This is a genomic window from Halodesulfovibrio sp., assembly GCF_025210605.1.
Classification (GTDB): Bacteria; Desulfobacterota; Desulfovibrionia; order Desulfovibrionales; family Desulfovibrionaceae; genus Halodesulfovibrio.
Map to the genome: position 1 here is coordinate 125186 of NZ_JAOARI010000002.1, position 23616 is coordinate 148801.

At 43.8% G+C, this 23616-nt stretch carries 21 protein-coding genes; 8 read left to right on the plus strand and 13 right to left on the minus strand.

What is annotated here, in order from left to right:
* Positions 1-5: 5 nt before the first annotated feature.
* Positions 6-1460, plus strand: a complete 1455-nt coding sequence (locus N4A56_RS00635; protein WP_295544283.1) for a sigma-54 dependent transcriptional regulator — start codon at positions 6-8, stop codon at positions 1458-1460.
* 561 nt (positions 1461-2021) lie between these two features.
* Here the strand turns inward: N4A56_RS00635 and N4A56_RS00640 are convergent.
* The 4 genes from N4A56_RS00640 to murI form a co-directional block, all read right to left on the minus strand.
* The gene (locus N4A56_RS00640) at positions 2022-2774 is read right to left on the minus strand and encodes a PAS domain-containing protein (protein ID WP_295544285.1); all 753 of its coding nucleotides are present in this window, start codon (positions 2772-2774) and stop codon (positions 2022-2024) included.
* 148 nt (positions 2775-2922) lie between these two features.
* Positions 2923-3081 (minus strand): rubredoxin, encoded by a 159-nt coding sequence (locus N4A56_RS00645; protein WP_293671248.1) that lies wholly within the window; start codon positions 3079-3081, stop codon positions 2923-2925.
* A gap of 87 nt (positions 3082-3168) precedes the next feature.
* Positions 3169-3993 (minus strand): arylesterase, encoded by an 825-nt coding sequence (locus tag N4A56_RS00650; RefSeq protein WP_295544288.1) that lies wholly within the window; start codon positions 3991-3993, stop codon positions 3169-3171.
* A gap of 138 nt (positions 3994-4131) precedes the next feature.
* A complete protein-coding gene (murI, locus tag N4A56_RS00655; protein WP_295544290.1) occupies positions 4132-4962 on the minus strand; it encodes a glutamate racemase in 831 nt (276 codons plus the stop codon).
* 278 nt (positions 4963-5240) lie between these two features.
* On the opposite strand from murI, the gene N4A56_RS00660 reads away from it, so the two are divergent.
* Positions 5241-6908 (plus strand): FapA family protein, encoded by a 1668-nt coding sequence (locus N4A56_RS00660; RefSeq protein ID WP_295544292.1) that lies wholly within the window; start codon positions 5241-5243, stop codon positions 6906-6908.
* Here N4A56_RS00660 and N4A56_RS00665 read toward each other — a convergent pair.
* Both N4A56_RS00665 and N4A56_RS00670 read right to left on the minus strand, forming a co-directional pair.
* Complete coding sequence (locus tag N4A56_RS00665; RefSeq protein WP_295544294.1) at positions 6905-7858, minus strand: DUF362 domain-containing protein; 954 nt, start codon at positions 7856-7858, stop codon at positions 6905-6907. The genes N4A56_RS00660 and N4A56_RS00665 overlap by 4 nt on opposite strands.
* Positions 7859-8027: 169 nt before the next feature.
* Positions 8028-8900 (minus strand): class I SAM-dependent methyltransferase, encoded by an 873-nt coding sequence (locus N4A56_RS00670; protein WP_295544296.1) that lies wholly within the window; start codon positions 8898-8900, stop codon positions 8028-8030.
* Between the two features lie 144 nt (positions 8901-9044).
* Here N4A56_RS00670 and N4A56_RS00675 point away from each other — a divergent pair, with 144 nt between their 5' ends.
* The 3 genes from N4A56_RS00675 to N4A56_RS00685 all read left to right on the plus strand — a co-directional run bounded on the left by N4A56_RS00675 (position 9045) and on the right by N4A56_RS00685 (position 11630).
* Entirely contained in the window at positions 9045-9938 is an 894-nt protein-coding gene (locus N4A56_RS00675) for an AraC family transcriptional regulator (protein WP_295544502.1), read from the plus strand.
* A gap of 86 nt (positions 9939-10024) precedes the next feature.
* Positions 10025-10858, plus strand: a complete 834-nt coding sequence (locus N4A56_RS00680; protein ID WP_295544299.1) for an AraC family transcriptional regulator — start codon at positions 10025-10027, stop codon at positions 10856-10858.
* Positions 10859-11030: 172 nt separating this feature from the next.
* Complete coding sequence (locus N4A56_RS00685; RefSeq protein ID WP_295544301.1) at positions 11031-11630, plus strand: HD domain-containing protein; 600 nt, start codon at positions 11031-11033, stop codon at positions 11628-11630.
* Positions 11631-11787: 157 nt separating this feature from the next.
* On the opposite strand, the gene N4A56_RS00690 is transcribed toward N4A56_RS00685, so the two are convergent.
* The gene (locus N4A56_RS00690; protein ID WP_295544303.1) at positions 11788-12816 is read right to left on the minus strand and encodes an ethylbenzene dehydrogenase-related protein; all 1029 of its coding nucleotides are present in this window, start codon (positions 12814-12816) and stop codon (positions 11788-11790) included.
* A 472-nt stretch (positions 12817-13288) separates the two neighbouring features.
* Between N4A56_RS00690 and N4A56_RS00695 the strand changes: the two genes are divergently transcribed.
* Positions 13289-13498 carry a rubredoxin gene (locus tag N4A56_RS00695; protein ID WP_293669223.1) on the plus strand — a complete coding sequence of 70 codons (210 nt, stop codon included), beginning with the start codon at positions 13289-13291 and terminating at the stop codon, positions 13496-13498.
* A 257-nt stretch (positions 13499-13755) separates the two neighbouring features.
* On the opposite strand, the gene N4A56_RS00700 is transcribed toward N4A56_RS00695, so the two are convergent.
* From N4A56_RS00700 to N4A56_RS00725, 6 genes are all read right to left on the minus strand, one after another.
* Positions 13756-14514: an ABC transporter ATP-binding protein gene (locus tag N4A56_RS00700; protein ID WP_295544307.1), complete on the minus strand. Its 759-nt coding sequence runs from the start codon at positions 14512-14514 to the stop codon at positions 13756-13758.
* A 1-nt stretch (position 14515) separates the two neighbouring features.
* The gene (locus N4A56_RS00705) at positions 14516-15361 is read right to left on the minus strand and encodes an ABC transporter permease (protein ID WP_295544310.1); all 846 of its coding nucleotides are present in this window, start codon (positions 15359-15361) and stop codon (positions 14516-14518) included.
* Positions 15362-15430: 69 nt separating this feature from the next.
* A complete protein-coding gene (locus N4A56_RS00710) occupies positions 15431-16576 on the minus strand; it encodes a CmpA/NrtA family ABC transporter substrate-binding protein (RefSeq protein ID WP_295544312.1) in 1146 nt (381 codons plus the stop codon).
* Positions 16577-16598: 22 nt separating this feature from the next.
* On the minus strand, positions 16599-17759 hold the full coding sequence (locus tag N4A56_RS00715; protein WP_295544315.1) for a double-cubane-cluster-containing anaerobic reductase: 1161 nt from the start codon (positions 17757-17759) through the stop codon (positions 16599-16601).
* A gap of 540 nt (positions 17760-18299) precedes the next feature.
* Positions 18300-19067 carry an acyl-CoA dehydratase activase gene (locus N4A56_RS00720; RefSeq protein WP_295544317.1) on the minus strand — a complete coding sequence of 256 codons (768 nt, stop codon included), beginning with the start codon at positions 19065-19067 and terminating at the stop codon, positions 18300-18302.
* A gap of 2 nt (positions 19068-19069) precedes the next feature.
* Positions 19070-20347 carry a double-cubane-cluster-containing anaerobic reductase gene (locus N4A56_RS00725; protein ID WP_295544319.1) on the minus strand — a complete coding sequence of 426 codons (1278 nt, stop codon included), beginning with the start codon at positions 20345-20347 and terminating at the stop codon, positions 19070-19072.
* An 826-nt stretch (positions 20348-21173) separates the two neighbouring features.
* On the opposite strand from N4A56_RS00725, the gene N4A56_RS00730 reads away from it, so the two are divergent.
* A complete protein-coding gene (locus N4A56_RS00730) occupies positions 21174-23012 on the plus strand; it encodes a sigma 54-interacting transcriptional regulator (RefSeq protein WP_295544321.1) in 1839 nt (612 codons plus the stop codon).
* Positions 23013-23243: 231 nt separating this feature from the next.
* Positions 23244-23585 carry a hypothetical protein gene (locus N4A56_RS00735; protein ID WP_293669208.1) on the plus strand — a complete coding sequence of 114 codons (342 nt, stop codon included), beginning with the start codon at positions 23244-23246 and terminating at the stop codon, positions 23583-23585.
* The last annotated feature ends 31 nt before the right edge of the window (positions 23586-23616 follow it).

A 23616-nucleotide genomic window follows, 5' to 3' on the forward strand; every position in this document is an offset into this window, starting at 1 on the left:
TCTGTATGCGAATACTCATTGTTGATGACAACCCCACCAGTTTGCAAAGCTTAAGTGTTGTTCTAACAGACTTAGGACATCAGCCTACGACATTCAGCGACCCTGTTGCTGCACTCGATCACGCAAAAGAAAATTACTATCCACTTATTATTACAGACATTAAAATGCCTGCACTGGACGGTCTGTCACTGCTTGCCAAACTTAAAGCATGCGATATGTGCCGCCAGAGTGATGTCATCATCATCACTGGTCACGGTGACATGGATACTGCAATCACAGCATTGCGAAACGGCGCATACGATTACCTGAACAAGCCTATCAACGCTCGAGAACTTGCAGCAGCAGTTGAGCGTAGTTCCGAACACCAGACGTTGCTGTTTGAAAATAATGACCTGAAGCAAAATATGGAGCAGCGTGTTGCGGAAGCGAAAGAGTCCTTGCAGGACGATTTAGAAAAAATGCGTTCGCAACTTCGAAAAGTTTCCGGCATTGGGCAAATTATTTCCGGTTCGCCCCGTATGCAGACAATTATCCGTGACGCCACCATTTTTCATCATTCTCCAGATGTACCTGTCCTTATTGAAGGTGAAACCGGCACCGGTAAAGAAGTTATCGCACGGTTGGTGCATCACGGTGACACTCATTGTGACACTCCGTTTGTTGCCCTTAACTGTTCAGCTATTGCAGAATCATTATTCGAAAGTGAACTCTTCGGCTATGAGGCAGGAGCTTATACAGGTTCTCGCGCTGGTGGCTCTGCCGGAAAACTGGAACTGGCAGGAAACGGGACTCTTTTTTTAGATGAGATTGCAGAAATGCCACTGCATTTGCAGCCCAAACTGCTCCGTGTACTGGAAGACAGAACATTCTACAGAGTGGGGGGATTGCAGAAAAAAGAATTTACCGCACGCATTGTCGGTGCTGGTAACAAAAATCTTGAGCAGATGGTTGAAGATGGGCTATTTCGTCGCGACTTATACCACAGGCTTACTGTAGGGCATCTGCGTCTACCGCCATTGCAGGAACGTCAGGAAGATCTCATTGAAATGGCAAAGCTCTTTTTGAAAAAACAGGCAAAGCGTAAGGGCAAACAATTTTCTTCCATTGCGCCAGAAACACTCACTTTGCTATGCGGATACTCTTGGCCGGGTAACGTTCGAGAACTTGAAAACACCATCGAACGTGCAGTGCTCATTCATGACGACACAATACTCAAGCCTGAGCACATTGAATTTATTAATGCCTCTCGCTCTACAAGTGCAACGCCTACGACACCATCACAAGCGCCGTCAGTGACTATCGAAGCGTCAACTATTACGCTACCGGAGCATCCGTTCAAACTGGAAGAGCTGACACAGTCAATTATTCAAGAAGCACTAGCAAAATTTAATGGAAACAAGACAAAGGCAGCTGCCTATCTTGGTATTTCCAGATACGCACTATATAGAAAGTTATCGTAGCACTCTAACCGCTGTGCGTTTTCGCACATTGTGCATTTTCGCACGTTCGATTTCGCACACTATTTTCGATAGCCATGTCATTTTCTTGAACAGGAAAATGACGACTATTTATAACACGCTGTTTTTATAATGTATTTTTTATTTTGTAAAATTTTAACCTTTTGGCACGAACAATGCTATATTGTTTGCGACGGTTGGATTGCCAGCGATTAGGCGTCCCCCCCCCCAACGTACCAACCGTCGTGCTTAGGTTCTGAATACGGTAAAGATTGTAGCTAACTTCCCCCCCTATGGCTGCAATCCGGATACCGAGGCGTAGATTCAGACCAACCTATCTTGCCCCCTGTAATCTCCCCCCGATTACAGGGGGTTATCTTTTGCAAAAACAAAAATAGCAAACACTTAAAAGTAGCTACCTACCTGAACGCCACACGCAAAGAATACCGTTTTTAAAGACAACAACTTGCCAATAAAAAGCAATATTGCGCACATAACGCGTGACAAAATATTATCTCAATTCAGAATAACCACCGCACACCGTCAAAATTATATAGCCCAACGCTATGACTGATATGAGGGTGCAATATTTGTCTTTATGACTTCAGATATATCAAGACGGGATTCAATGGCTGCTGTCAATTCACCGGTTGTATCAAAAACTGGAGAAACACTTACAAGCCATAGTGCCGCAGTGCCATCAGGGTACATGCCCTCTTCAGTCACCACAACAGGCTCTTGAGAAATAAAGACCTTGGCAACGGGGCAGTCTCCACCGGGGAACTCGCGAGTACATACATGGCGACAGGAACGACCTTCTGCAATGGCAAACGTCTCCATAAACGCGTTATTCGCATGAACAATTGTGAAAGAGGTATCTACAACAGAAACATACCCCGGCATCTCTTTAAACAGGGATTCAAAATAGGAACGCCGCTCAGTAGCATTTTGCATACGCCTGCTGAAGACTTCACCAGAGCGCACCAATGCCATCGCAAGCGCATCAAGCTCTAGTTCTTTAGGTATTTCTGTTGGAAGAGGAGCACTGCCAAGCTCTGTGGCAGTATGAGTAAGTGCTTCCAGTGGACGACAGAGAATGGACTTACATAACTTGTTGAAGAGATAATAAAAGCAGGGAACCGTAATTGCCGCACAACACGCCATGAGCCATAGAATGTCCACAGGTGTTAAAGGAGAACTTGCTGCAAGGGTAAGCAGTGCAAAAAGCACCAGCAAGCCGGAGCAACTGAAAAAAATAGCTGCCGCAACAGCAAACTTGGTCGCTATAGAGAATTTGGCATTACGAAAAAATAACAAGACAACTCTCCCCGTGTGTTTATCCACAAGATATAGCACAGCGCCGTACAGGAGCAAAATCAAATTATAATGCCGCAATATCAGCATAATAAAAAAGCGATCTCAGTTGCGTACACAAACTGAAATCGCTTTTTTCTCATAGTATTATTTAGTCGATAGCTTCGAAGTATTCTTTCTCAGCTCCACAGAGCGGGCAAACCCAATCTTCCGGAAGATCTTCAAATGCTGTTTCTGGCGGAATATTGTTATCCATATCACCAAGTTCCGGATCATACACGTATCCACAAGGGCATTCGTACTTTTTCATTTATTCCTCCACAAGGATGTCAGTTAACTATGGAAACACTATGCACATAACAACTCCCCTTAGCAAGCGAATTATCCTTGTACGCTTCTAGTGAGTACTCTTGCAGATAGCTCCCATCAACTTAACAACATAAGGTACAATATTTCGCACAATAACTTTTACCCCTGCTGCATTAGGATGATGCCCATCTTTCTGATTCAACGAATGATTCAGCGCCACCCCTTCTAAAAAAAAGGGATAAAACACCACGTTATATTTCGCAGCAAGGTCAGGAAATACCGCATCAAACTTATCTGCATACCGCTTACCGTAATGAGGAAGAGCATACATGCCAGCAAGCAATACTTTTGCATCTGCATGTTTAATTTTGCGTATCATTGCTGAAAGATTGTTTTTCATCCGAACAGTACTGCGGTGCTGCAACATATCATTCGCACCAAGTTCGACGATCACAATATCAGGACGCGTCATCAAAACCTTAGGCAGGCGAATCCGAGCATCTGCGGTTGTGTTTCCGGCAATCCCATCATTCTCAACTACAACGGAATATCCTAATTCGCGTAGCGTCTGTTGCAATACTGACGGAAACGCATTCAAACCACTGTCCAAGCCATAGCCTGAAGTTAAGCTGTCACCAAACGCGGAGATAAAGAAAATTTTCCCCGGCGGGCATACTATGCCCTGCGCTTCAGGCGTATAGTATTGTAACCCTGTTTTTGGATATATAGCAGAACGCGCTTTTTGGCTGGCATAGCTTGCTTGCGGTGTTGTAAGAGAAGAGGCTTTAGCCGGAACAGCCACTGCAATCATCTGCGAGGCAGATTGCGCACAATATGCTGCGCTACATGCAGTCACTATAAAAAACAATAACACGCCAGCATAGACGTGCCCCAACCGTATATAATGTCTCATCATCTTCTCCATAATGCTATCGTGCTGGTTCACTGTTTCAAACAGTATACACCTGACACTATGAATAAAAATGATATGAACGGAAGTTTTCGCCCTCTATTGTGCTGTTATTTCCATACGGAAAAAACATTCCCCCTGCTATAAATCTACTAATTCCACGTCATCTATTTCAATTGGTAACCCTAAGAACAGACTGCCTGTTCTGGCGAAACGGGAAACATCATCTGTCGTGAGAAACTTTGTTCTGCCGCAGGTTTCTTCGTGACGAACCAGATTGTTTTCCTGAAGGACTTTTTTTACTGCCAGCGCTGTTGTTTCTGCGGAATCGACAATATGAACAGAATCGCCGACCACATTACGAATAGACGCAGCAAGCAGAGGAAAATGTGTACAGCCAAGAACAATGGTATCCGGTGCTTTCTGCTGGGCGGTATCAAGCGGCGAAGCAAAAAGCGGATCAAGATACCGCGCGACGATACCTTCTACAAGCTCCCCATTTGTCCAGCCTTCCTCTGCAAGCGCAACAAACAGCGGACAGGGTACGCCTGTCACCTGTGCATCAGGTTTCAATGCATAAATTTCCCGCTGATATGCGTTACCGCGGATAGTGGACTCTGTTGCAAGCACAACAATGCTGCCGTTCTCTGTTGCAGCACAGCTGGCTGCCGCACCCGGCTTAACAACGCCCAGCACAGGAATATTAGGGAAAGCCTGTTGCAACGGTTCAATGGCAACAGCGCTTGCAGTGTTGCAAGCGATAACAAGCATTTTGACGCCGCGTTCTACTAGCTTTCCAGCAGCCTGCACCGCGTAGCGGACAATGGTTTCCTGACTTTTGGTTCCGTAGGGCAAACGCGCTGTATCCCCAAGATACAAAATTTCTTCGCACGGCAAGGAAGACCGCATTGCTTTGAGCACGGTCAACCCGCCAACACCGGAATCAAACAATCCAATAGGAAGAGTGGTCATTATAGTATCTCCAACATCAATGTATGTATTGATGATTTCATCTTGTCACCCTGTATGGTTGCGCTGAACTTACTCCTGCTATTCAAAAAGGCAAGCGTACCGTAGGCTACCCCAACCACTACACCATGTAGCACTATTTCTTTTATTATCAGTGCATAAGGCTCAAATATATACACGGGATACATAGAACCGAAGAACAAAATAGCGCATACTGAACACATACTACCGACTAGTATTATTGCGTATTTCAGACAAACGCCTGTACGCCGGAGGACAGTATGATGTCTATCAATGAACCCGTTCTTACTGAAGAAGAATCTATTTTTTCACGCTATATTGCTCTCGCGGGAAATCCGCTTCTACCTGTCACACCGGGAACATGTATAGGAAAAGCACTGCGCCTTGGACATTTTCATCTATCTTCGGAAATAGGCGACGAACAGGAAAAGCAAATCCTATCACACAATTATTCTATCGATTTTACCACGAACAAAATTTATGCAACTTCACTCGGTATGCTTCACATCGATAATAACAAAATCGTCGTGCGACCTATTCTATATCCTGCCAATGACGGCATGACCGTCTATGCTGACATCTACCACAAAGACTTTTCGGGAAATTCATTATTACTCAGCCACTATGCATCCGCGTTATGGCAACTGAATGTTAATACACCTATCGATACTGCCCGTTTTACTGCTGCTGCAAACAAAGCAGTCGCAAATGGCAATCCTGTACGCATGGTGCCTATATGCAAAGGTAAACCGCCAATTCATGAAGAACAGCCTGCAATCCTACCGTTATTGCCGGAGCGGGTTCTGCGCACAATGCAATCTCCATCTGACCCGATCAATTTTAAGGACAGAGGCTTTTTTGCAGAAGTTCCAGCGCACACACCTGTTGCGGTTAAAGTGCCTGCACCTGAGCCTTCAAATGGATTTGATGTATACGGCAACGCCCTGCCTGTTATGAGTCCAGATGACACAGAAAATACCACAGCAGAAGAAAAACACCTGCAAATTGGTAAGAACCTATATGGAATCATGCAGCATGGCGGACATACGGTATACTATTCCTCATGCAAAGGGTTATTGAATGTTCGTAACGATATTCTGTCCATCACAGACGTCTTACATATAGATGGCGATGTAAACATGAAGACCGGTAACATCATCGTTCAACGCGGCTCCGTGCATGTTACAGGTTCAATTACAGCTGGCTTCACAGTGGAAGCGCCACAGCATGTCATTGTTGATGGAGATATCGATCAAGGCAGTGTGTCCTGTGGTGGGGATATTTTTGTATCTGGTGCAGTCATTATGAATGAGGCAAGCACAATTACCTCTAAAGGATCAGTCTACGCAAATCACATACACAATGCAGACGTAGTTGCAGCACAAAATATTATCACAACAGGTTCGATAGTAAATTCAGAACTGACCGCCGGTAAAGCAATCCGGACATGCACAGAAAAAGGAACAGTGCTCGGAAGTACGCTTGTAGCGGGAAGCGAAATAAATATCGCAGGGGCAGGAGGAGAACACGGCACACCTCCTATCCTGATTATCACAAATGAAGCTGCCGCACAGCGCGGGGTATCTACAGCTGCGGCAGAAACAGAAGAAGCCTTAACGCAATCTATTTCAAAGCTTGATGACTGGATTAAAAGAAGTCAGGAAAAAGAGCTGACAGGAGCCATGCGTCAGCGTGCTGATACGTTATTACAAAAAGCAAAACGCATACGGAAGTCTATTGCGAACAAGGTCACCCCGCAATTCACTCATCCTGCGCATCGTGTTATTATTCGCGGCACAGTTGCAGCCGGAACGCTTGTAACAATGCATGGACAAACGCTCACTATTGAGCACCCTCTTCCCAAATTAACGATGGAGCTAGAAAACCATAAACGTGCCGTCAGAAGCCAGCAGGCTACGCAGAGCTAAGAGCAAATATAGCGTTTCCAGAACCTTTTGATGCCGCTGCGCATGAGACGGATAGGGTGAAAAGTTTCCGGTGTAAGTTGCGCTGGAAGGATAAATCCGCTCGCATCAAACTCCTGCGGCGTTGCCAAAACATATTCCAACTGCTCTTCAAACGCACCACGTACATTACGCCGTCGAAGCTCACGCCATAGCGGCATTTCATCAGCCTTAGTTCCCAAAAGAGTGTACAGTGCCGTATCAAGCGAAACCGGATCGCCAGCTGCGCCAATCAACCCCAAAGCATACGGATCGCCACCGCTGGGTCCTGTTTTATGCATACACGTAATGCCATCAACAACGCTCACCGATTGCGGCAAAGCCAATGCAACATCCACGAGTAACTCTCTAAATGCATTTGCCTTGTCCCCATGCGTCGAATGCGCAATTGCTTTGCGGACACCGCTCACACATCCAAATAGATTTTTCACAGCAAAAGTCGCACGCATTTGCGTATGTGCTTTAATACGCGGCACATTCAGTAGCAAATCGCACTCAAGCGCATTACGGGATATGCCAATAGCATTCCCGCTTGGAAATTTAACACAAACAGGAGAGTCCAAGGTTATAAGCGGCACACCGAGTCTATCTAACCCTTCCATAAGCCCAATACTTTTTGCAACCGACAGCGCAGAGCCAAACGCAGGCGAATCACCCACGGTAACCGAACAATTTTGCTCTAACAGAACTTCACATACAGCTTCAACAACAGTTGGATTTGTACAACAAAGTCCCGTGCTATCTGCTTTAAGAAAATTCGGTTTAACAAGTACTTTTGTTCCAGCTGATGGAAAAAACTGTATGCCCTGCAAACAATTTCGCACAGCCTTCAATACAATCTCGTATTCGTATTCCGCACAATGAGCCAACGTAACCGGAATTAAGCCGGTCATCTGCTGTTCTGCTTTAGTCAATCACAACCTCGCACTGTACTAAAAATCATACTACTGATTAGCCGTAGCCCACAAAGCACTCCATTAGGATAGAGCATACATATTATTACTCTCCCCTGCCCCCCTTTGTCATCAAAAAAGCACTTACTTCCTTTTAGTTGCCTTCAAACTCATTTCGGAAGCAAATTGACTATTTCACTTTTCTCGCAATTACCGCGATCTCAGGTGATTCAGAAGAAAAAGGTGAGCCTGCAACATCAGAATAGAATTCTTCGACGATAAATCCGTTTTCTTCAAACTCGTTCTTTAACAACTCTTGATTGAAGTATTGAAGCCAATTGTAGACAACACGGCATCTCGTTTCTTCGAGTATTGTGTATTTATCTAAGGTAATTTTCTCGTTGGTATATTTAAACGTGTTCAGGAATGCATAATATTTTTCAGGCGACCAAAAATGATCGTACTGATTTAGCTCATATGTTGTAATTTCCTCTTTTTTATCGAACTCAGTTAAGGAATACACATCTAGTAACACTGCTCCGTCAGGCTTCAACTGCTCACGAAACGTAGCAAGTAACGTTTTCCTTTGGACAGGACTCAATGCACAGTAATCACAGAAAATCATCATGATGAGATCGAACCTTTTTTTCGTTTCAAACTCTAGATAATTTTTCCGGATATACTCAATATTCAGATCTTTTTTATCCGCAACCATTCTAGCATGTGCGATTGATCTCTTTGAAAAGTCAATTCCTGTAACATCAGCGCCATTCTCAGCAAGCAAGGTTGTATACAAACCCGGCCCGCACCCAAAATCAGCAATACTTGTGCCCATATTTATTCCAAAATGAGACACTATCCATTGCACAGAGCGGACAATAAAATCTTTGTTTCGGGACGACAGGTCAACAGAATCGTTTAAGTGGCATTCAAGCATTTTCATCGACGTATGCTCATCAGTCCACAACTCTTCCGCTGTATAGAACTCAAACGGTTCAGGCTTGTTATTAATGTCTTCCAAAAGTTGATATAGATGCGACTGTGCTTCACTACTTTTTGACATGCTACTCTCCAGTACTCTCGATCAAAAAACTAAAATTTTTTGTGACTGACATTATAACTGTAAGATCATACAACAGCTGCATAATTCTTACGACTTTTACGTACGATATTATCAAGTTCAGATAAAAGAGAGTAGGTGCAATTTATGAAGCATACTCAATACATAGACACATTAATCCTTAAACAACTCACTCCAGAAAGACATACCATTGGGGCAATTAAAGACACAAATATTGTGGAAAATGTTGTCTGGCACCAGCATAAGGAAACAGAAATCATTTATATGGAACGTGCGTATGGCACCTTTTTTCTAGGCGACAGTCTGATTTCGTTTAACCCAGAAGATGAATCCAGCATTATCATTTTGCTAGGAAGCTTGCTTGCGCACTCATTCTTCTACCATCCGAATAGAACACTAGACCATTCTGAAGAAAGTAATGTCATCTCAATACTTTTTCATACTGAAACACTAGGTGAAGGCTTTTTCGACTTGCCTGAGATGCAGGCTGCAAAGCAACTTATTGGCAAGGCAAACTGCGCGTACATAGTTACGAAAGATGCAGTGGGGGACATAGCTATTTTAATGGAAGAACTTTGCAAATCAGAAGGAATACATAGGCTGACTTGCTTTCTACAGATACTAGATCTGATTACAAAACAAGATACCATTACCCAACTTACCGGACATACATTAGCAAATGAAAAGATCGGAAATGACCTCCTGACCAATATTATTCAGTACATACACGAGAACTACCAAAAAGAACTTTCTCTACGTGAAACTGCCAGCAGGTATCATATGTCTGTTTCTGCGTTCTGCTCATTCTTCAAAAAATACACAGGTCAAACGTTTGTTGAATTCCTCAATCGACTGAGAATAAGCAAAGCATGTGAAAAAATGTTGACTTGTAATGACGACATCACATCTATTGCTTATACCTGTGGCTTCAACAACTTATCCAATTTCAACCGTCGTTTTAAACAATTTAAGGAAGAGACCCCACGCAGCTATCGATCACGCTACAAGGTATCGGAATAACCACCTCAGTTGACCATCTTGTTTGTACTCTTCATACTACGGATACGACGTATCATTTTACTTCCATTCAGAATTTAAAATAACTAATGAGCACAAACCAAAAAGACTGGGCTAAGCTATGGAAGCCTGTAAAAGAAAGTAGAGTTTCGCTCTATAAAGCGAAATTCCAGACGTTTTCATTCAAAAAGCACAGCCACGAGCATTATGCATTGGGTGTCATAGAAGATGGTGTCCAGCAATTCCGTCTTAAAGGTACCAAATGTGTTGCCCCAGCTTCGGCGATAATTGCTATAAACCCAGATGAAGTTCATGACGGAGAGTCTGCTGTTCCAGCGGGGTGCCGGTACAGAGTCGCATATTTTAATGATGATATGCTCAGTGAAATCCTATTCGGACTATACAAAACCAGACGCTATGCGTCCTACTTTAAGTCTCCAGTGATTGCCGACCAGAATATCTCTTCTGCCTTACTTAATGCTCACCTGTTTATGGAAAAAACAACAGATATTTTGGCAGCTGAAACGTTAATGATGCAGGTAGTCGCAGAATTCTTTTTGCGTCACAGCGACAACCGCCGATCACCACGCCCGATCAGTCGAAACACCTGCGCCGTGAATAACGCTATACAATACATACGCCAGCACGCCGCTGACACTATTTCTCTTGATGACATTGCGTCTGTGGCGGGGCTTTCCCCTTACTATTTTTTACGCCAGTTCAAAGCGATAACAGGGCTTCCACCTCACGCCTATCTTATGCAGTGTCGTGTATATCTGGCGAGGCATGCAATCGACCAAGGATGTTCACTTGTGGACGCCGCTTTTAATGCAGGCTTTGCAGACCAAGCACATTTCTCCCGCAGTTTTAAAGCAATTCATGGCTTTTCCCCAAGCCAATATAAAAAATGCCTACAAGGCTAGCAGATCTTTTTTCTGATCAAAAAAAAAAGCAATTTTATTCAAGAGTATTTTTCATCCAAAGACTATTCACAGGAGCAAGCAATGCCTGCACTCTGCATAACTTCAGATATGGCAGACCAATCTGTGGCATGCAGCAATATACAACTTTGATTTACCATAAGGTTGATTTACGATGAAAAATACTATCGATAGAGAATCTGCAATTGTACTTTTACAAAAATACGTTCGATCTAAAACTGTGTACTTTCACTCCATAGAAAGTGAAGCGATCATGCGCAATGTTGCACAAAAATTACAGGCTACCCACCCCGAAGAAAATATAGACATTGATTTATGGGCGATTACTGCGCTGCTGCACGACTTAGACAGCGAACTCACCACTGAAGACTTAGCCAGACATGGGGTTGAAACAGTCGAATTACTTCAAAAAGAAGGCTATGAAATTCCAGAAATGTTCCAAGCCATTCTGGCTCACACAGAAGCTTTAGGGTTTTCTGAAATAAAACGAACCACCAAGATGGATTATGCGCTTGCGGCTTCTGAAAACATGACTGGTATCATCTCTGCCTACGTCAAAATGCGTCCAACCAAAAAGATTGATGGGCTTAAAGCAAAATCAATCACAAAGAAAATTAAAGACCGCTCATTCGCTGCCTCTGTCAACAGAGAGTTCATTAATGACGTCGACAAACACCTCGGGCTTGACCGAAGTGAGTTTGTCACCCTTTCAATAGACGCCATGACAGAAATAGCAGACCAAATTGGAATGTAGCACTCTGCCCGCACTGCCGGTGTGTAACTCTCCATATTACAACCCCAATGCGCATGGTGCTAAGGCAGAGTAATCGAGCATACATGCCGCGAACTATATTTGATAAAAAAGCAGGTCTCATAATACGTAATGAGACCTGCTTTATATTGCTATCGTATTACTTGAATCGTAATTCTAGCGTATTGTTATGGAACAAGTGGTTAATTTGTGAGTTATCAAAAACGGCGATGCCAAATGGATATGCTTTGGATTTATCGACAAACTGTACATCCTGAGTATCTGCGTTTTCGCCTTCAGTTTTTAATGCGCGCACAACTTCAAGTGTCCACTGACCATCTTTGTACTCAATGCGCGAAAGGATGTCTGCTCTACCGCCTCGCATCGGGGAAATGGAAATCCCGGGAACAACATCTCCTGCTTTAAAGTTATCCACAAATGGTACTTTTTTATCTGGAGTTACGTAGTAACGCTCATCTGCTGTCGGGTTTAAGTTCATGAATGCCGGTGCGGACTTATCCGCGTTATCGTTATTTTTGTAACCGCCCTTTCCGGTATCCCCTTTTCTACCCCAGCTTTTATTCTTTTTCGGATCAGTATTGCTGTCCACGTACTGGTCATCAAACATTCCCATCGGCATAGATCGAACATATTTTGCATGCCACATATCGATGGTTTCCCCCTCAGACGGAGTGAACTTTCTGCCCGCAGACTTGTCCCCTTTGATGTCAAGATGGCAGGAGATCATACACCCTTCATTTTCGAAGCCTTTTGTATTGATATTCCAGTAGATAGAAAACTTATCTTCGTAAAACGTGTTTTCATGTCCAGTTGTATCTTTGTTAGCTAACTTTTTCCAACTTCCATCTTTTTGCTTCACCCAAGGAAAACGAGCAAGGCTTTGGGTCGGGTCTTTATAGGTAATAAGGAAGTAGACATTCTTATCGTCATGCAGCGATTTAATATGAACATCAGCTTCCTGCATCCCCTTATACCCGTTGTTTGGCTCATACACGAGATTATCAACGGTAACCACAATCTCTTTGGCTTTATCCCAAGCCTTTTCAGCCGTTCCATCAAGTACAATTGGCTTATCTGTTCGAGTACTGAAAAGAGTCTGGTCAGCAGCCATAGCTGAAGTACTCAACACAACCAAAGCCGCAGCAAAAAATAGCACTAATTTTTTCATACATTCTCCACCTAATTTATTTCTCAATTCCACCTAGACAGAACGACTCATCTTTTTTTTGAAGAGTTGACCGCCTCATCAAATGATATTGACTTTCAAAATCGAGTGAAGAGCTAGCAAGACTTATTTAGACTTTCAAGCAAAAATATGAACACATCTTCATACATAAAATTAATAGTTCAATTTTATTACCTGTTTTTTTTGTAATCAGTTGAAAAAAAGATGTTAACAAAGAAAGCACTAACTTTAAAACGTTACCGTGAATACAACCTAGCAATGCAAAATCAAAAAAATGTATAAATCTGTAATCATCTTTTATTATTACAAGATTAATGAACGAGATACGCTGAATTAAAGCACTACGAATAATTTGATTACACTTGACCGCTAACAATCTGTTTGTAATAGATAATTAGTGGATTATCCTCAAAGAACATTCGTGTTACAATCCAAGTAAGATAGGAGACTGAACATGGCTGATTTAAAAGATATGTATCAATGTCAGGTAAGTAACTGCGGATACGTATATGACCCTGATAAAGGCGAACCAAAGACAAACACTCCTCCGGGAACAGCATTTAAAGATCTTCCTGCTGATTGGAAATGCCCTTTCTGTGGATCTTCCCCAAAAACATTCAGACCGTTGGCAGGTCCCGGTTCCGTTATTGAAGAAGGCAGTTAACAACTGTCAGTGAGTGGACAAATTTTTTACCTGTTCGATGCTGACACTCCTTCCTAGTCTACCACTCCGCAGCCACTGCAACTTCAGTTTCGCCATGCGATATCTGCACACAGTTTCGATAGACTTCAGTGTACTGACCTCACCTTACTTAGAAGCAATTAACGACAATGCTTCACACTGCACACAAAAAACTCCATCGAAGTTACGATGGAGTTTTTATTTACAATGCCCTAATCGGCTGCCTTGCCCTACCTCTCTTATTCTAAAGCAGACAAAATAGAATCCGTCAGCTTGCCAAACTCTGGCATAGCACGCGAACGAGGACGTGGCATATCGACTGTCAGTACATCACGAATCGTACCGGGGTGATGCGACATTATCACTATCCTATCAGCAAGATACACGGCTTCATCAACACTATGGGTCACAAAAAGAATCGTTTTTTGTGTCACTTCCCAAATCCGCAATAATTCCCGCTGCAAAAGAATACGAGTATGGGCATCCAACGCACCGAAAGGCTCATCCATGAGAAGAACATCCGGATCGTTTGCAAGGGCGCGAGCAATAGCTACACGCTGACGCATGCCGCCTGAAAGTTCATGCGGGTACGCATCTGCAAAATCGGGCATGCCTACTATATCCAGATACTCTTTCGCCTTTTCCCGTCTCTCAGCTTTGGATATACCGGCAAATTCCAACCCTGCGGCAATATTATCAAGAACCGAAAGCCAAGGAAATAGTGAGTATTCCTGAAAAACCATCCCCACTTCTTTCCCCGGTTTAGTCACCGGTTCACCCCGATATTGAACAGTACCGGCGGTTGCCTTTTCCAAACCGGCAATAATGCGGAGTGCGGTGGACTTGCCACAGCCGGACGGTCCTACAATGCACACAAATTCGTTGGCTGAAACATCCAGATCAATGCCATCGACAGCTGTAAGTTGCTCGCCTCGCTCCGTTGTAAATGCTTTCGTCAGCCCTGTAACATGGATAACGCTATTTGCTGTATCACACATACTACTTACCCTGTCTGCGCCATGAATATTTCTTTTTTTCAAATTTCCGGAACATCAAATCCATTACGGCACCGACAACACCAATTGATATCATACCTGCAATAACAATATCTGTAGAAGCCAACGTATACGCATGGGTAATCAAATACCCCACTCCGGATAGTGACCCCGGAAGCATTTCCGCAGACACAAGGCACATCCATGCAATGCCAAGTCCAATGCGCATACCGGTTATTATGGATGGCATAGCCGCTGGAATAAGCACCTTAATAAATATCTGCTGTTCGCTGGCACCAAGGACGCGTGCAGAGTCAATTAACGTCTTATTGACTCCTGTAACACCGTGCAATGTCGCAGTGAGAATAGGATAAAACGCTCCGATAAAAATGATGAACACCATGGAAAACTTGATGTTGTTCAAATAGATGTACGCCTGCCCTGTTTCAACGCCGAGAACGGTTGCGAAGCTGGAAACACCGCACCACGCCATCACCAGCGGAACCCACGCTAACGGCGGAATTGGTCGAAATAGATTAAGGAAGTTATTGAAAAGCTTAAAGGCAATACCATAATACCCCATAACCACCCCCAACGGGATGGCAATCATAGCTGCGACCAAGTACCCAATGACAACGCGCACAAGGCTGACCAAAACATTTTCAGCCAGTGACCCCATGCTGATAACATCCGCCAGCGGCTGCATCAGCAAATCCAACACTTGCTCTACTGATGGCAAAATAACTTGGTTGCTTATCTGTGCTGCTGCCATCATCCAAAGCCCAATAAACAATATGGGGGTAATAAACGGTACTACCTGAGGGATAACAAGCGCTCTGCTCCGCTGCATAATACTGCTTCCTTCAATAAAGAACGGCGGCTCCCGAAAGTGCCGCCGTTCTTTTGTGGTTTCTGAGAATTAGTTCTCGTTCAGTGTCTTTTTAATGAATCTGAAGTCAAACAATGTAGGGGTTGCAGCTGTAAGATCCGCACTTTTTAAAGAGCCTTTCAGCTTTTTCATGCTCTGCAACATGTTGAGGAACATGCCCTCACCTTTGAGCCATTTTTCTGTAGGATTAGCAGAGTACACAATGGTAGATTTTTTCACTGCTTCAACAGGAACACCAATCCAGTTGCCGGAAATTTTCGCGGTTTCAACTTTGTGCTCATTAGCCCATGCACAAGCATGCGCCATCAAATCTGTGATTCCCTGAACAACTTCCGGGTTAGATGCTGTAACTTTTTCGCTGGCTCCCATAACGCAACATGGAAAATCTTCCCACTGTCCTGCTGGAGGAAGCTCACGGGAGTTCAAGCCAATGTGCCCAACATGTTTGTGTTCTGATACTACAGGGTGCGGAGCAGGTCCTACCCAGCAATCAACCTGATTACTTACGAGTGCAGGAATAAGGTTGGATGTAGATTTGAGATCAACAAGAAGGATGTCTGCATCTGCGTCGTTAGCATTCTGGGAAATTTTGTACCCAGCATTGTGGAGCGCACCTTCAAAAGCGATGCGAGGAGCGCTGGTTGGTGAATGGTATCCAATTCGGACTGGTTTCTTAGAGTTTTCGATAAGAGCTTTCACATCATTCCAGCCCTTAATTTTACTACCCTGCGGGAAAACCATGCTCATGCCGTCAACATGTAACGGGCAGAGAATTTTCATTTTGGTACCTTTATCAATGCCGCTCATGAAAGCAGTACTGGATGCCAAACCGAAATCAAGACGTTCCTGAGCAAAAAGAGTGGTTGTTTCAGAACCACTCTTAGAAACAATCAAGTTGATAACAGCAAGTGACTTACCGTCTTTTGAAATAAGTTCGTACTTCTGCTTCGGAACCATTTCTTTAAAATATGCGCCAGATTCTTTGAACGCCTCACCTTTCATTGCCGCAACCATCAGCGGAGTGTGGTGGGTTGTAAAAATATACCCCATGTACAAACGAGGTGTTTTTTTAGTCGCCGCAATGGAATTGTCTGCACTAAACATAAGTGCAGAGCAAAGCACCGCAGCAAGCAGAATAAGCATTTTTCCGCGTTTCAAAAGTGTGTTGCCAAACATACTACTTCTCCGAATGTTAGAGTTAAAGATCGATCAATTCCAAGTAAGCTTCAATACGAGTTCGCAATTGCTCCACATCCGAATCTGAATAGTCCGTTTCAAGATGTAATGAAGGGACTTCCAGAGATTCTTCCACCCATTTTTGAACTGAATACGCTTCAGTATTATAGGTGTGACATCCCAACCATGAGAGGTCGATTACGCCGTCAACCGCATACTGAGTTCCAAGCTCCCTGATGCTCTCCCTGCGACCGGGGTTAGGCGACATACAGGAACAAGGAATACCAAGGTACCGTTCAGCGAGGGCTTCGTAAGGAGATGAATTTTCATCTACGAGCAGATCAAGCCCCTTAGCGCCAGTACAGTTTTCCATACACACAACCCGAGCGCCCAGCTCTTCAGCGATGCGGATAACTTTTTCCGACCCTTTACCCACAGGAACACCAGTAAGCATGATACGAGGACTACGCTTAGGCGCTGGCTGCGGTTGCTCCAAGTACGCACACAGCTTCTGTTCAAGCGCATCCAGCAGTTCAAGATATCTTTCGACATCTACAACAAAGCCCTTGCTCTCCTGAACCGCCAAAAGATCAGCACCACGCAGCGGTGAATGCTCAGCAGCAGCCAGAAGCATCACCTGCGAGAGTTTGGTTCGCATTTGGTTATGGAGTTCGATTTGATGCTGAAGTTCTTTTGGATCAATTGAGCTTGCACCGTGTTCGACGAGGAACGTTTCCAGCTCATGCAACGAATCGACCCAGTAACGACGCACAGCTTCGCCTTCCTGAGTGTGGGGCAGTTGCATTACGTGCATAGGTTTTAACTCACCCATCAACTCGTACATTTTCTTTTTACCGTCACAGGTAGATTCAGCAGCGAGTACATCGGACAAGCTGAAAAATGGGCAGTTGTCGGTGATGGCGTAGCCGTAGCTGGACTTGATAAGCGGGCAAAGGCTGGCTGGAAGGTGGTTTTCCGCTGCCTGAATAGGCGCGTGACGCTTACCGCAAAGCCCTACCGGAATAGCACCAGCAGCGCGAATAAGCTCACTTGGTGCATAGATACAGTAGACTCCGACAACAAGTCCGCCTTGTTCTTTAAAGTCGTCAAACTCAGCGATGCTTTGTTCGGGAATAGATTTGAATCTGTCGATGCATGCGAATAATTCTTCGGTTGTAGACATAGTGTATTTTGCCTTTGATACTAGGGTGTGTTCCTAGATTGTATACACTGAGATACTAGATAACTTTTTTGCCCTTGCAGGGCAGAAGTGAAAAATATGTTGAAGGCGTAGCAAGGCTACTTGCAAACAGATTTATTGCTGATAGCGCAGAGGCAAAAAGGAAGCAGCACACGTTTGCAATTTAGAAACACACCCTGGTAGTCTGGAGGTTTTTTGTCGAATGCAATTGACCAGATAGGGCACCATAAATCAAATACATAGAATTAATAGCAAACACTGAATCGTATTCACCCTTTCTATCCATACCTACTTGTAACATTTGACAATATATCTTTGAGTTGAGCTTACGTATTCTCAATGCGGACATTCCGTAGCGGCCCCTCATTTCAAAAGAAACATGATAATTTTATATTTTTTTACATAACTGTTTTCAATTCTATATGAAAATGCAGGCTGAATCACTTCAGCCTGCACCGTATTGTAAACCCTATCTATGGTTCAGTTGCCACAGTAAACATCATGGCATCTTTGTAAGAGATGTTATGCGGAGTACGCCTGCTCTGCCCAAAGGCTCGCCCCAAAGGCGCCGCACATATCGGGCTGGTCTGCTATGCACACAGGTGCTTCGTCACCAAGTTCCTGTTGCAGCAAAGTGCGGATGCACACATTGTTTGCGACACCGCCAGAAAAGACCAGCGGAGTCTTCAACCCTATGCGTTTCAGCATAGTGCTAGTGCGCCGCACAACTGCCTGATGCAAAGCCAACGCAATATCGGAAGGTGAAACACCTTGCGCCATAAGCGACGTAGCTTCTGTTTCTGCAAACACGGTACACATGCTGTTAATTACAGGCGGGTTAGTTCCCTCCATCGCATAGGTACCAAACGCCTCAACATCCATTTGAAAAACCGTAGCAGTGTATTCCAAAAACTTTCCAGTTCCCGCTGCACACCGGTCATTCATCTCAAATTTAAGCACCTTGCCCTTATCATTGAGTGCGATTGCCTTTGTATCCTGTCCGCCAATGTCGAGAACTGTACGGGCTTCTGGAAAGAATGCGTGAGCACCAATGGCATGGGCTTTTATCTCCGTAATAGTTTGCACTTCATACGGAAGATCAAGATTCTTCACTAACTCGCGACCATAGCCAGTTGCCGCGAGCATTTTGGGTGCGTGCCCGCGCAATATTTTTTGGCATTGCTCAAGTGGTGAAAACGTGGTGGGCATACGAATGCTGTCGATAATTTTCCCATCCTGCTGCATCACCAACTCAATAGAGCGTGAGCCAATATCTATTCCGGCAAACATGGTTAGTCTAACATCTCAACGAAGGCTTCTACGCGAGTTTTCAACTGCTCAACATCTTCCATGCTGTAGTCAGTTTCGATGCTCAACATAGGGATACCCTTTTCTGACAGCACAGTATCAAGTTTAATTGCTTCGTGTGCATATGGCTGACAGAAAGATAAGGCATAGTGAATGACACCATCAGCATTGAGTTCTTTTGCCATGCGCTCCACATTATCCATGCGTTCATTGTTTGGAGTAAAGCATGCACAGTCAATTTTCATGTAGCGCTCAGTGATTGCATCCATCAAGCCATCAAGAGTATCTGGAGACTCATCAACCAAGTCTCTGACGTTACGTGAACCGATGCAAGACTCTTCGCCGACGATTACAGCATTGGAACTTTCCATTACGTATGGCAATTTCCAGTTAGGAACAGCCATTGGACAGCCTGACACTAATAAACGCTTTGTTCCAGCTGGTGCAATGCCTTCATTTTTAGCAATGCGTTCTTCAATCTGATCACAAAGGGTGTTGATTGACTGTGTGAAACGCTCAGGATCATCATAAAAAGATACCTGATTGATAAGCAGTGCGTCGCGTCCTGAAATCGGAGCAGGATCAGCTGCACGCAGGCGGGCAAGACGCTGCAACGCTTTGCGTTTTGCATTCACGATAGCGATTGATTTTTTCAAATTTTCTACGGTTATTTCTGTACCAGTCAGTTCTTCCAGCATTTTTTTGTATCGAAGAACTTCTGATTTAAACAACGCCGTTGCATCTGCGGTTTTTGTCTGCGGCACTTCCATAATATGCATAGGAACATGCTTGCTGAATGCTTCATATGCTTTTTTCTTGCCGTCGCATGTTGTTTCGCCAACAACCACATCACAAGATTCAGTATACGGACAGATACGTGCGAGCTTAAACCCTATGAAAGATTTAATGAGTGCGCAGGTGTTACGCGGAACAAGCTTTTCTGCTTCTTCTGTTCCTGCATCTGCACCAGAGCACAGTCCTACATGCACTGCGTTTGCCGCCAGAGTGAGCTCTTCAGGAACAAATACGCAAAAAGTGCCAATAACTTTTTTACCCGCAGCTTTTGCATCCTGAAGCTCTTTAATACGCAAACCATGTACTTCGGAAAGAACAAAGTCGAGGTACTCCATACCAGTCAATCTATTTTGCTGGGAAAGATAAATATCCCCATAGAATTTCCCCAAAACTTCAAGCAATCCGTCATGGGCAGATATGTCCAGATTCAATTTTTCCCACATGGCTGTGTATGCAGCTTCGCTCATTTTTCCTCCAAGGTAGTAAATGTTCCACCCGCTATACATCCGCAAAACCACTTGAACAAATTGATAAAACAAATAGAAAGTTATTTGTTTTATCAAAAATCATAATGATGAAAACCAGTTATTATGCTTCATAACCAATCAACTACGAAAGCTAACTAAAGCCTTAATCATCTAAAAAGGGGATAAGCGACAACTTTATCTATCCCTTTTTTAGATATTTTTGGTATTGCAACTGTAGACAACCATTATTGACGAGTTCCCCTGTAAAGCTTACGTAGAACCTTTAATTCCTCACGCTACACTACTATCTATAGCCGAATAAACATCATGCTGTGCTAAAAGCATGTTGCTGAAAAAGCACAAAGCTATCGGGTGTACTTCTCTGCCTGCAAATAAAACAAAAAGCGCGACCAATCTTACTCTTAACTAAACGCACCTGCCTCATCTTCTTCTCTGTCATGCAATAGAATAAAGAGGTTCTTAACTCATGCTCAATGCATAATTGTGTTCAACCGTGCATAATATTTCGTAATAATCCTATTTCTCGATATACCAACACAATATTTTTTGCTCTCTATTTCCAACCACTAGTTTTACTACAACAGATTATTAATCAGCATCATACGTAATTGATGCAGCAATATGTTATACCATAGTTTTTTGCAGTACGTATCCATATACCATGTGGTTGTTGTAAAAAATTATGGCCTGCTTTAAGAAGTGCATACGTTCGCTTTATAACTATAGCTTATTAGTAATTGGTACTGACAAGGCCATTTTAGACAAGCAATGAATCACAACATACTAGGACACAGGTTGGCTCTGTATGATTCAACAGGTAACTACTGAAAATTCTTTCGCTGAATACCAAGCGCTTACCGAAAAACTTTCGAAAATCATGCTCTGTCTCGATGAGAGAACGCATTTAGATATCGAAAGTGTCATATTGGATGCGCTGGAACAACTCACCGACCTGCTTGGATGTGAATACGGACGTATGGCGGCTCACGGCAACGATATCAGCACAATCAATCAAGAATATTATTCCGCATCAGACGGCAAGGTACATGCAGCCCCCGAAACTGCAAAAGAAATCGAGCAATCAGCACTCAAACAATTACGTACCTACTCTTTTGTCGCCAACGATATATCTATTACGCTTGAACTTACTGATTGCCCTTCTCATAGGTACACATCAGCAGCTCTTGAAGATTTTTTGCATAAACTGTCACTCCTGCTGAAATACAAACAGCAACAAAAAAGCTTTGCTGCTATCAACAAAGAAATGCAGCGCTATCGACTCAGTATTGAGTCGGCATTTGACAGCATCCCTGATGGTATCGTCATATTCTCACGTAATTATGCAATTACGTACGCAAACAAAGCGTTCCTCCAGCAGACCGGAAAATCATTCGATCAGGTGCAAAACCAAACATTGGAAGAATGCATGGGCGCAGCGGCTATGCCGTTTTTAAGTGTTTCCAGACAGACAATGGAGCTTGGTCGTCCGACAACACATTTTAGAACCACCCTGCTTACACTTCATGGGGAAGAGCGTAAATTTGAGTTAAACGCCGCACCCATTGGGGAAAACGAGCTGAGCGTTGACGGCGTAATTCTTGTAATCAAAGACATTACGCGGCTCGTTGCCTTGGAAGAAAATTTAATCCCGCACTATGAATGCGGGGATATGATCGGAGAAAGCAAGGCGTTCTCCAAAGTCGCAGCTATTATCAACAGACTTAGCGAAACCGACACCACTGTACTTGTCACTGGTGAATCCGGAACCGGTAAAGAACTAGTTACAGAAGCGTTACACTTTAAAGGCCCGCGGGCAGATCACCCTCTTATCAAAGTGAACTGTACAGCACTGTCCGAAGCATTACTGGAAAGTGAACTTTTCGGGCATATTAAAGGAGCCTTTACCGGTGCAATTCGAGAATCTGAAGGACGAATTGCTGCCGCCGAGGGTGGTACACTTTTTCTTGATGAAATTGGTGACATTTCACCTCAAATTCAAATCAAGCTCCTCCGTTTTCTTGAAAACAAGGAATACGAGCGAGTGGGTTGCACTGAAACACGCAAAGCTAACGTTCGAGTTGTAACCGCTACAAATGCCGATCTGCTGGCAAAAGTGCGGGAAGGAACTTTCCGTGAAGATCTTTATTATAGGTTGAATGTATTCCCTATCGAGCTTCCGCCTCTACGTGAACGTAAAGAAGATATCCCGTTATTAGCACACCACTTTTTAGAATATTTCAATGTTGAATTCGGCAGATCAGTTTTATCTATCTGTCCTGAATGTATCCGGTCACTTGTAGAATATTCATGGCCGGGGAACGTACGTGAACTACGCCATGTTATAGAATATGCATTTGTACTGTGCACAGGCAGCACGCTTAACGCAAAGCACTTCCCTCTTCCAATTATTGAGCAGCGAATCGAAGATGTTGTTATAGAAGAGAAGCCAAGCCATACACCAGAACAAATGGTTGTAAAACAACTACTTAGCAGTCCCCCTGCTCAAGTAGAAGAAAAACAGACGCTCAGCATTGAATTGGTGCAACAAGCTCTGGATGCAGCTGGTGGCAAGAAAGCAAAAGCTGCCAGAATGTTAGGTGTCAGCCGAACAACTCTGTATCGTTGGTTACAGAAGCAAGCCTAGCACAACCCCTCGATTTACAAACGAATTCATACAATTTCTTTTTTTGCTTTTTAAAGTGTAACCCCCTGTAACATGTATGTTACAGGGGGTTACACTTTTGAAACACTTTACAGTTACACTTTTGGGACACTTTTAAATCTCACTGTATAACTCGTTAAAAAAAAACAACAAACACTGTCAATTTTTTTGGAATACTCCTTGCTTAAGGTAAGTAATCTTCGGAGGTTGGAAATGTCAGGACAATATTGTCAAAAGCTAACACCCAATCAGTACAGTTCGTTTCTTGAAAAAAATACCGGACTCGTTGTTATTGGCTACCTTTCGACTGACCTGCTCGCCAGTCGTCAAACTCAAATACTAGTCAATACAGCACAGGCGATGGGAGGCAGAGCACGCTTTGCCGTTCTGCACCCTGCTTACAGTGCATATTTTGAAAATGCACTGAAGCTGGAAGGCAGCCCTACCTATCTGCTGTTTTTTTCAGGCGTCGAACAGCGCAGATTCCTTGGCGCAGTAGATTACGAGGACTTACGAGAACTCATCTACGGTCCAGCGGGTGATGTAGCTGTGTAGACACAATTTTTGAGTGTTCTATCAAGTTATT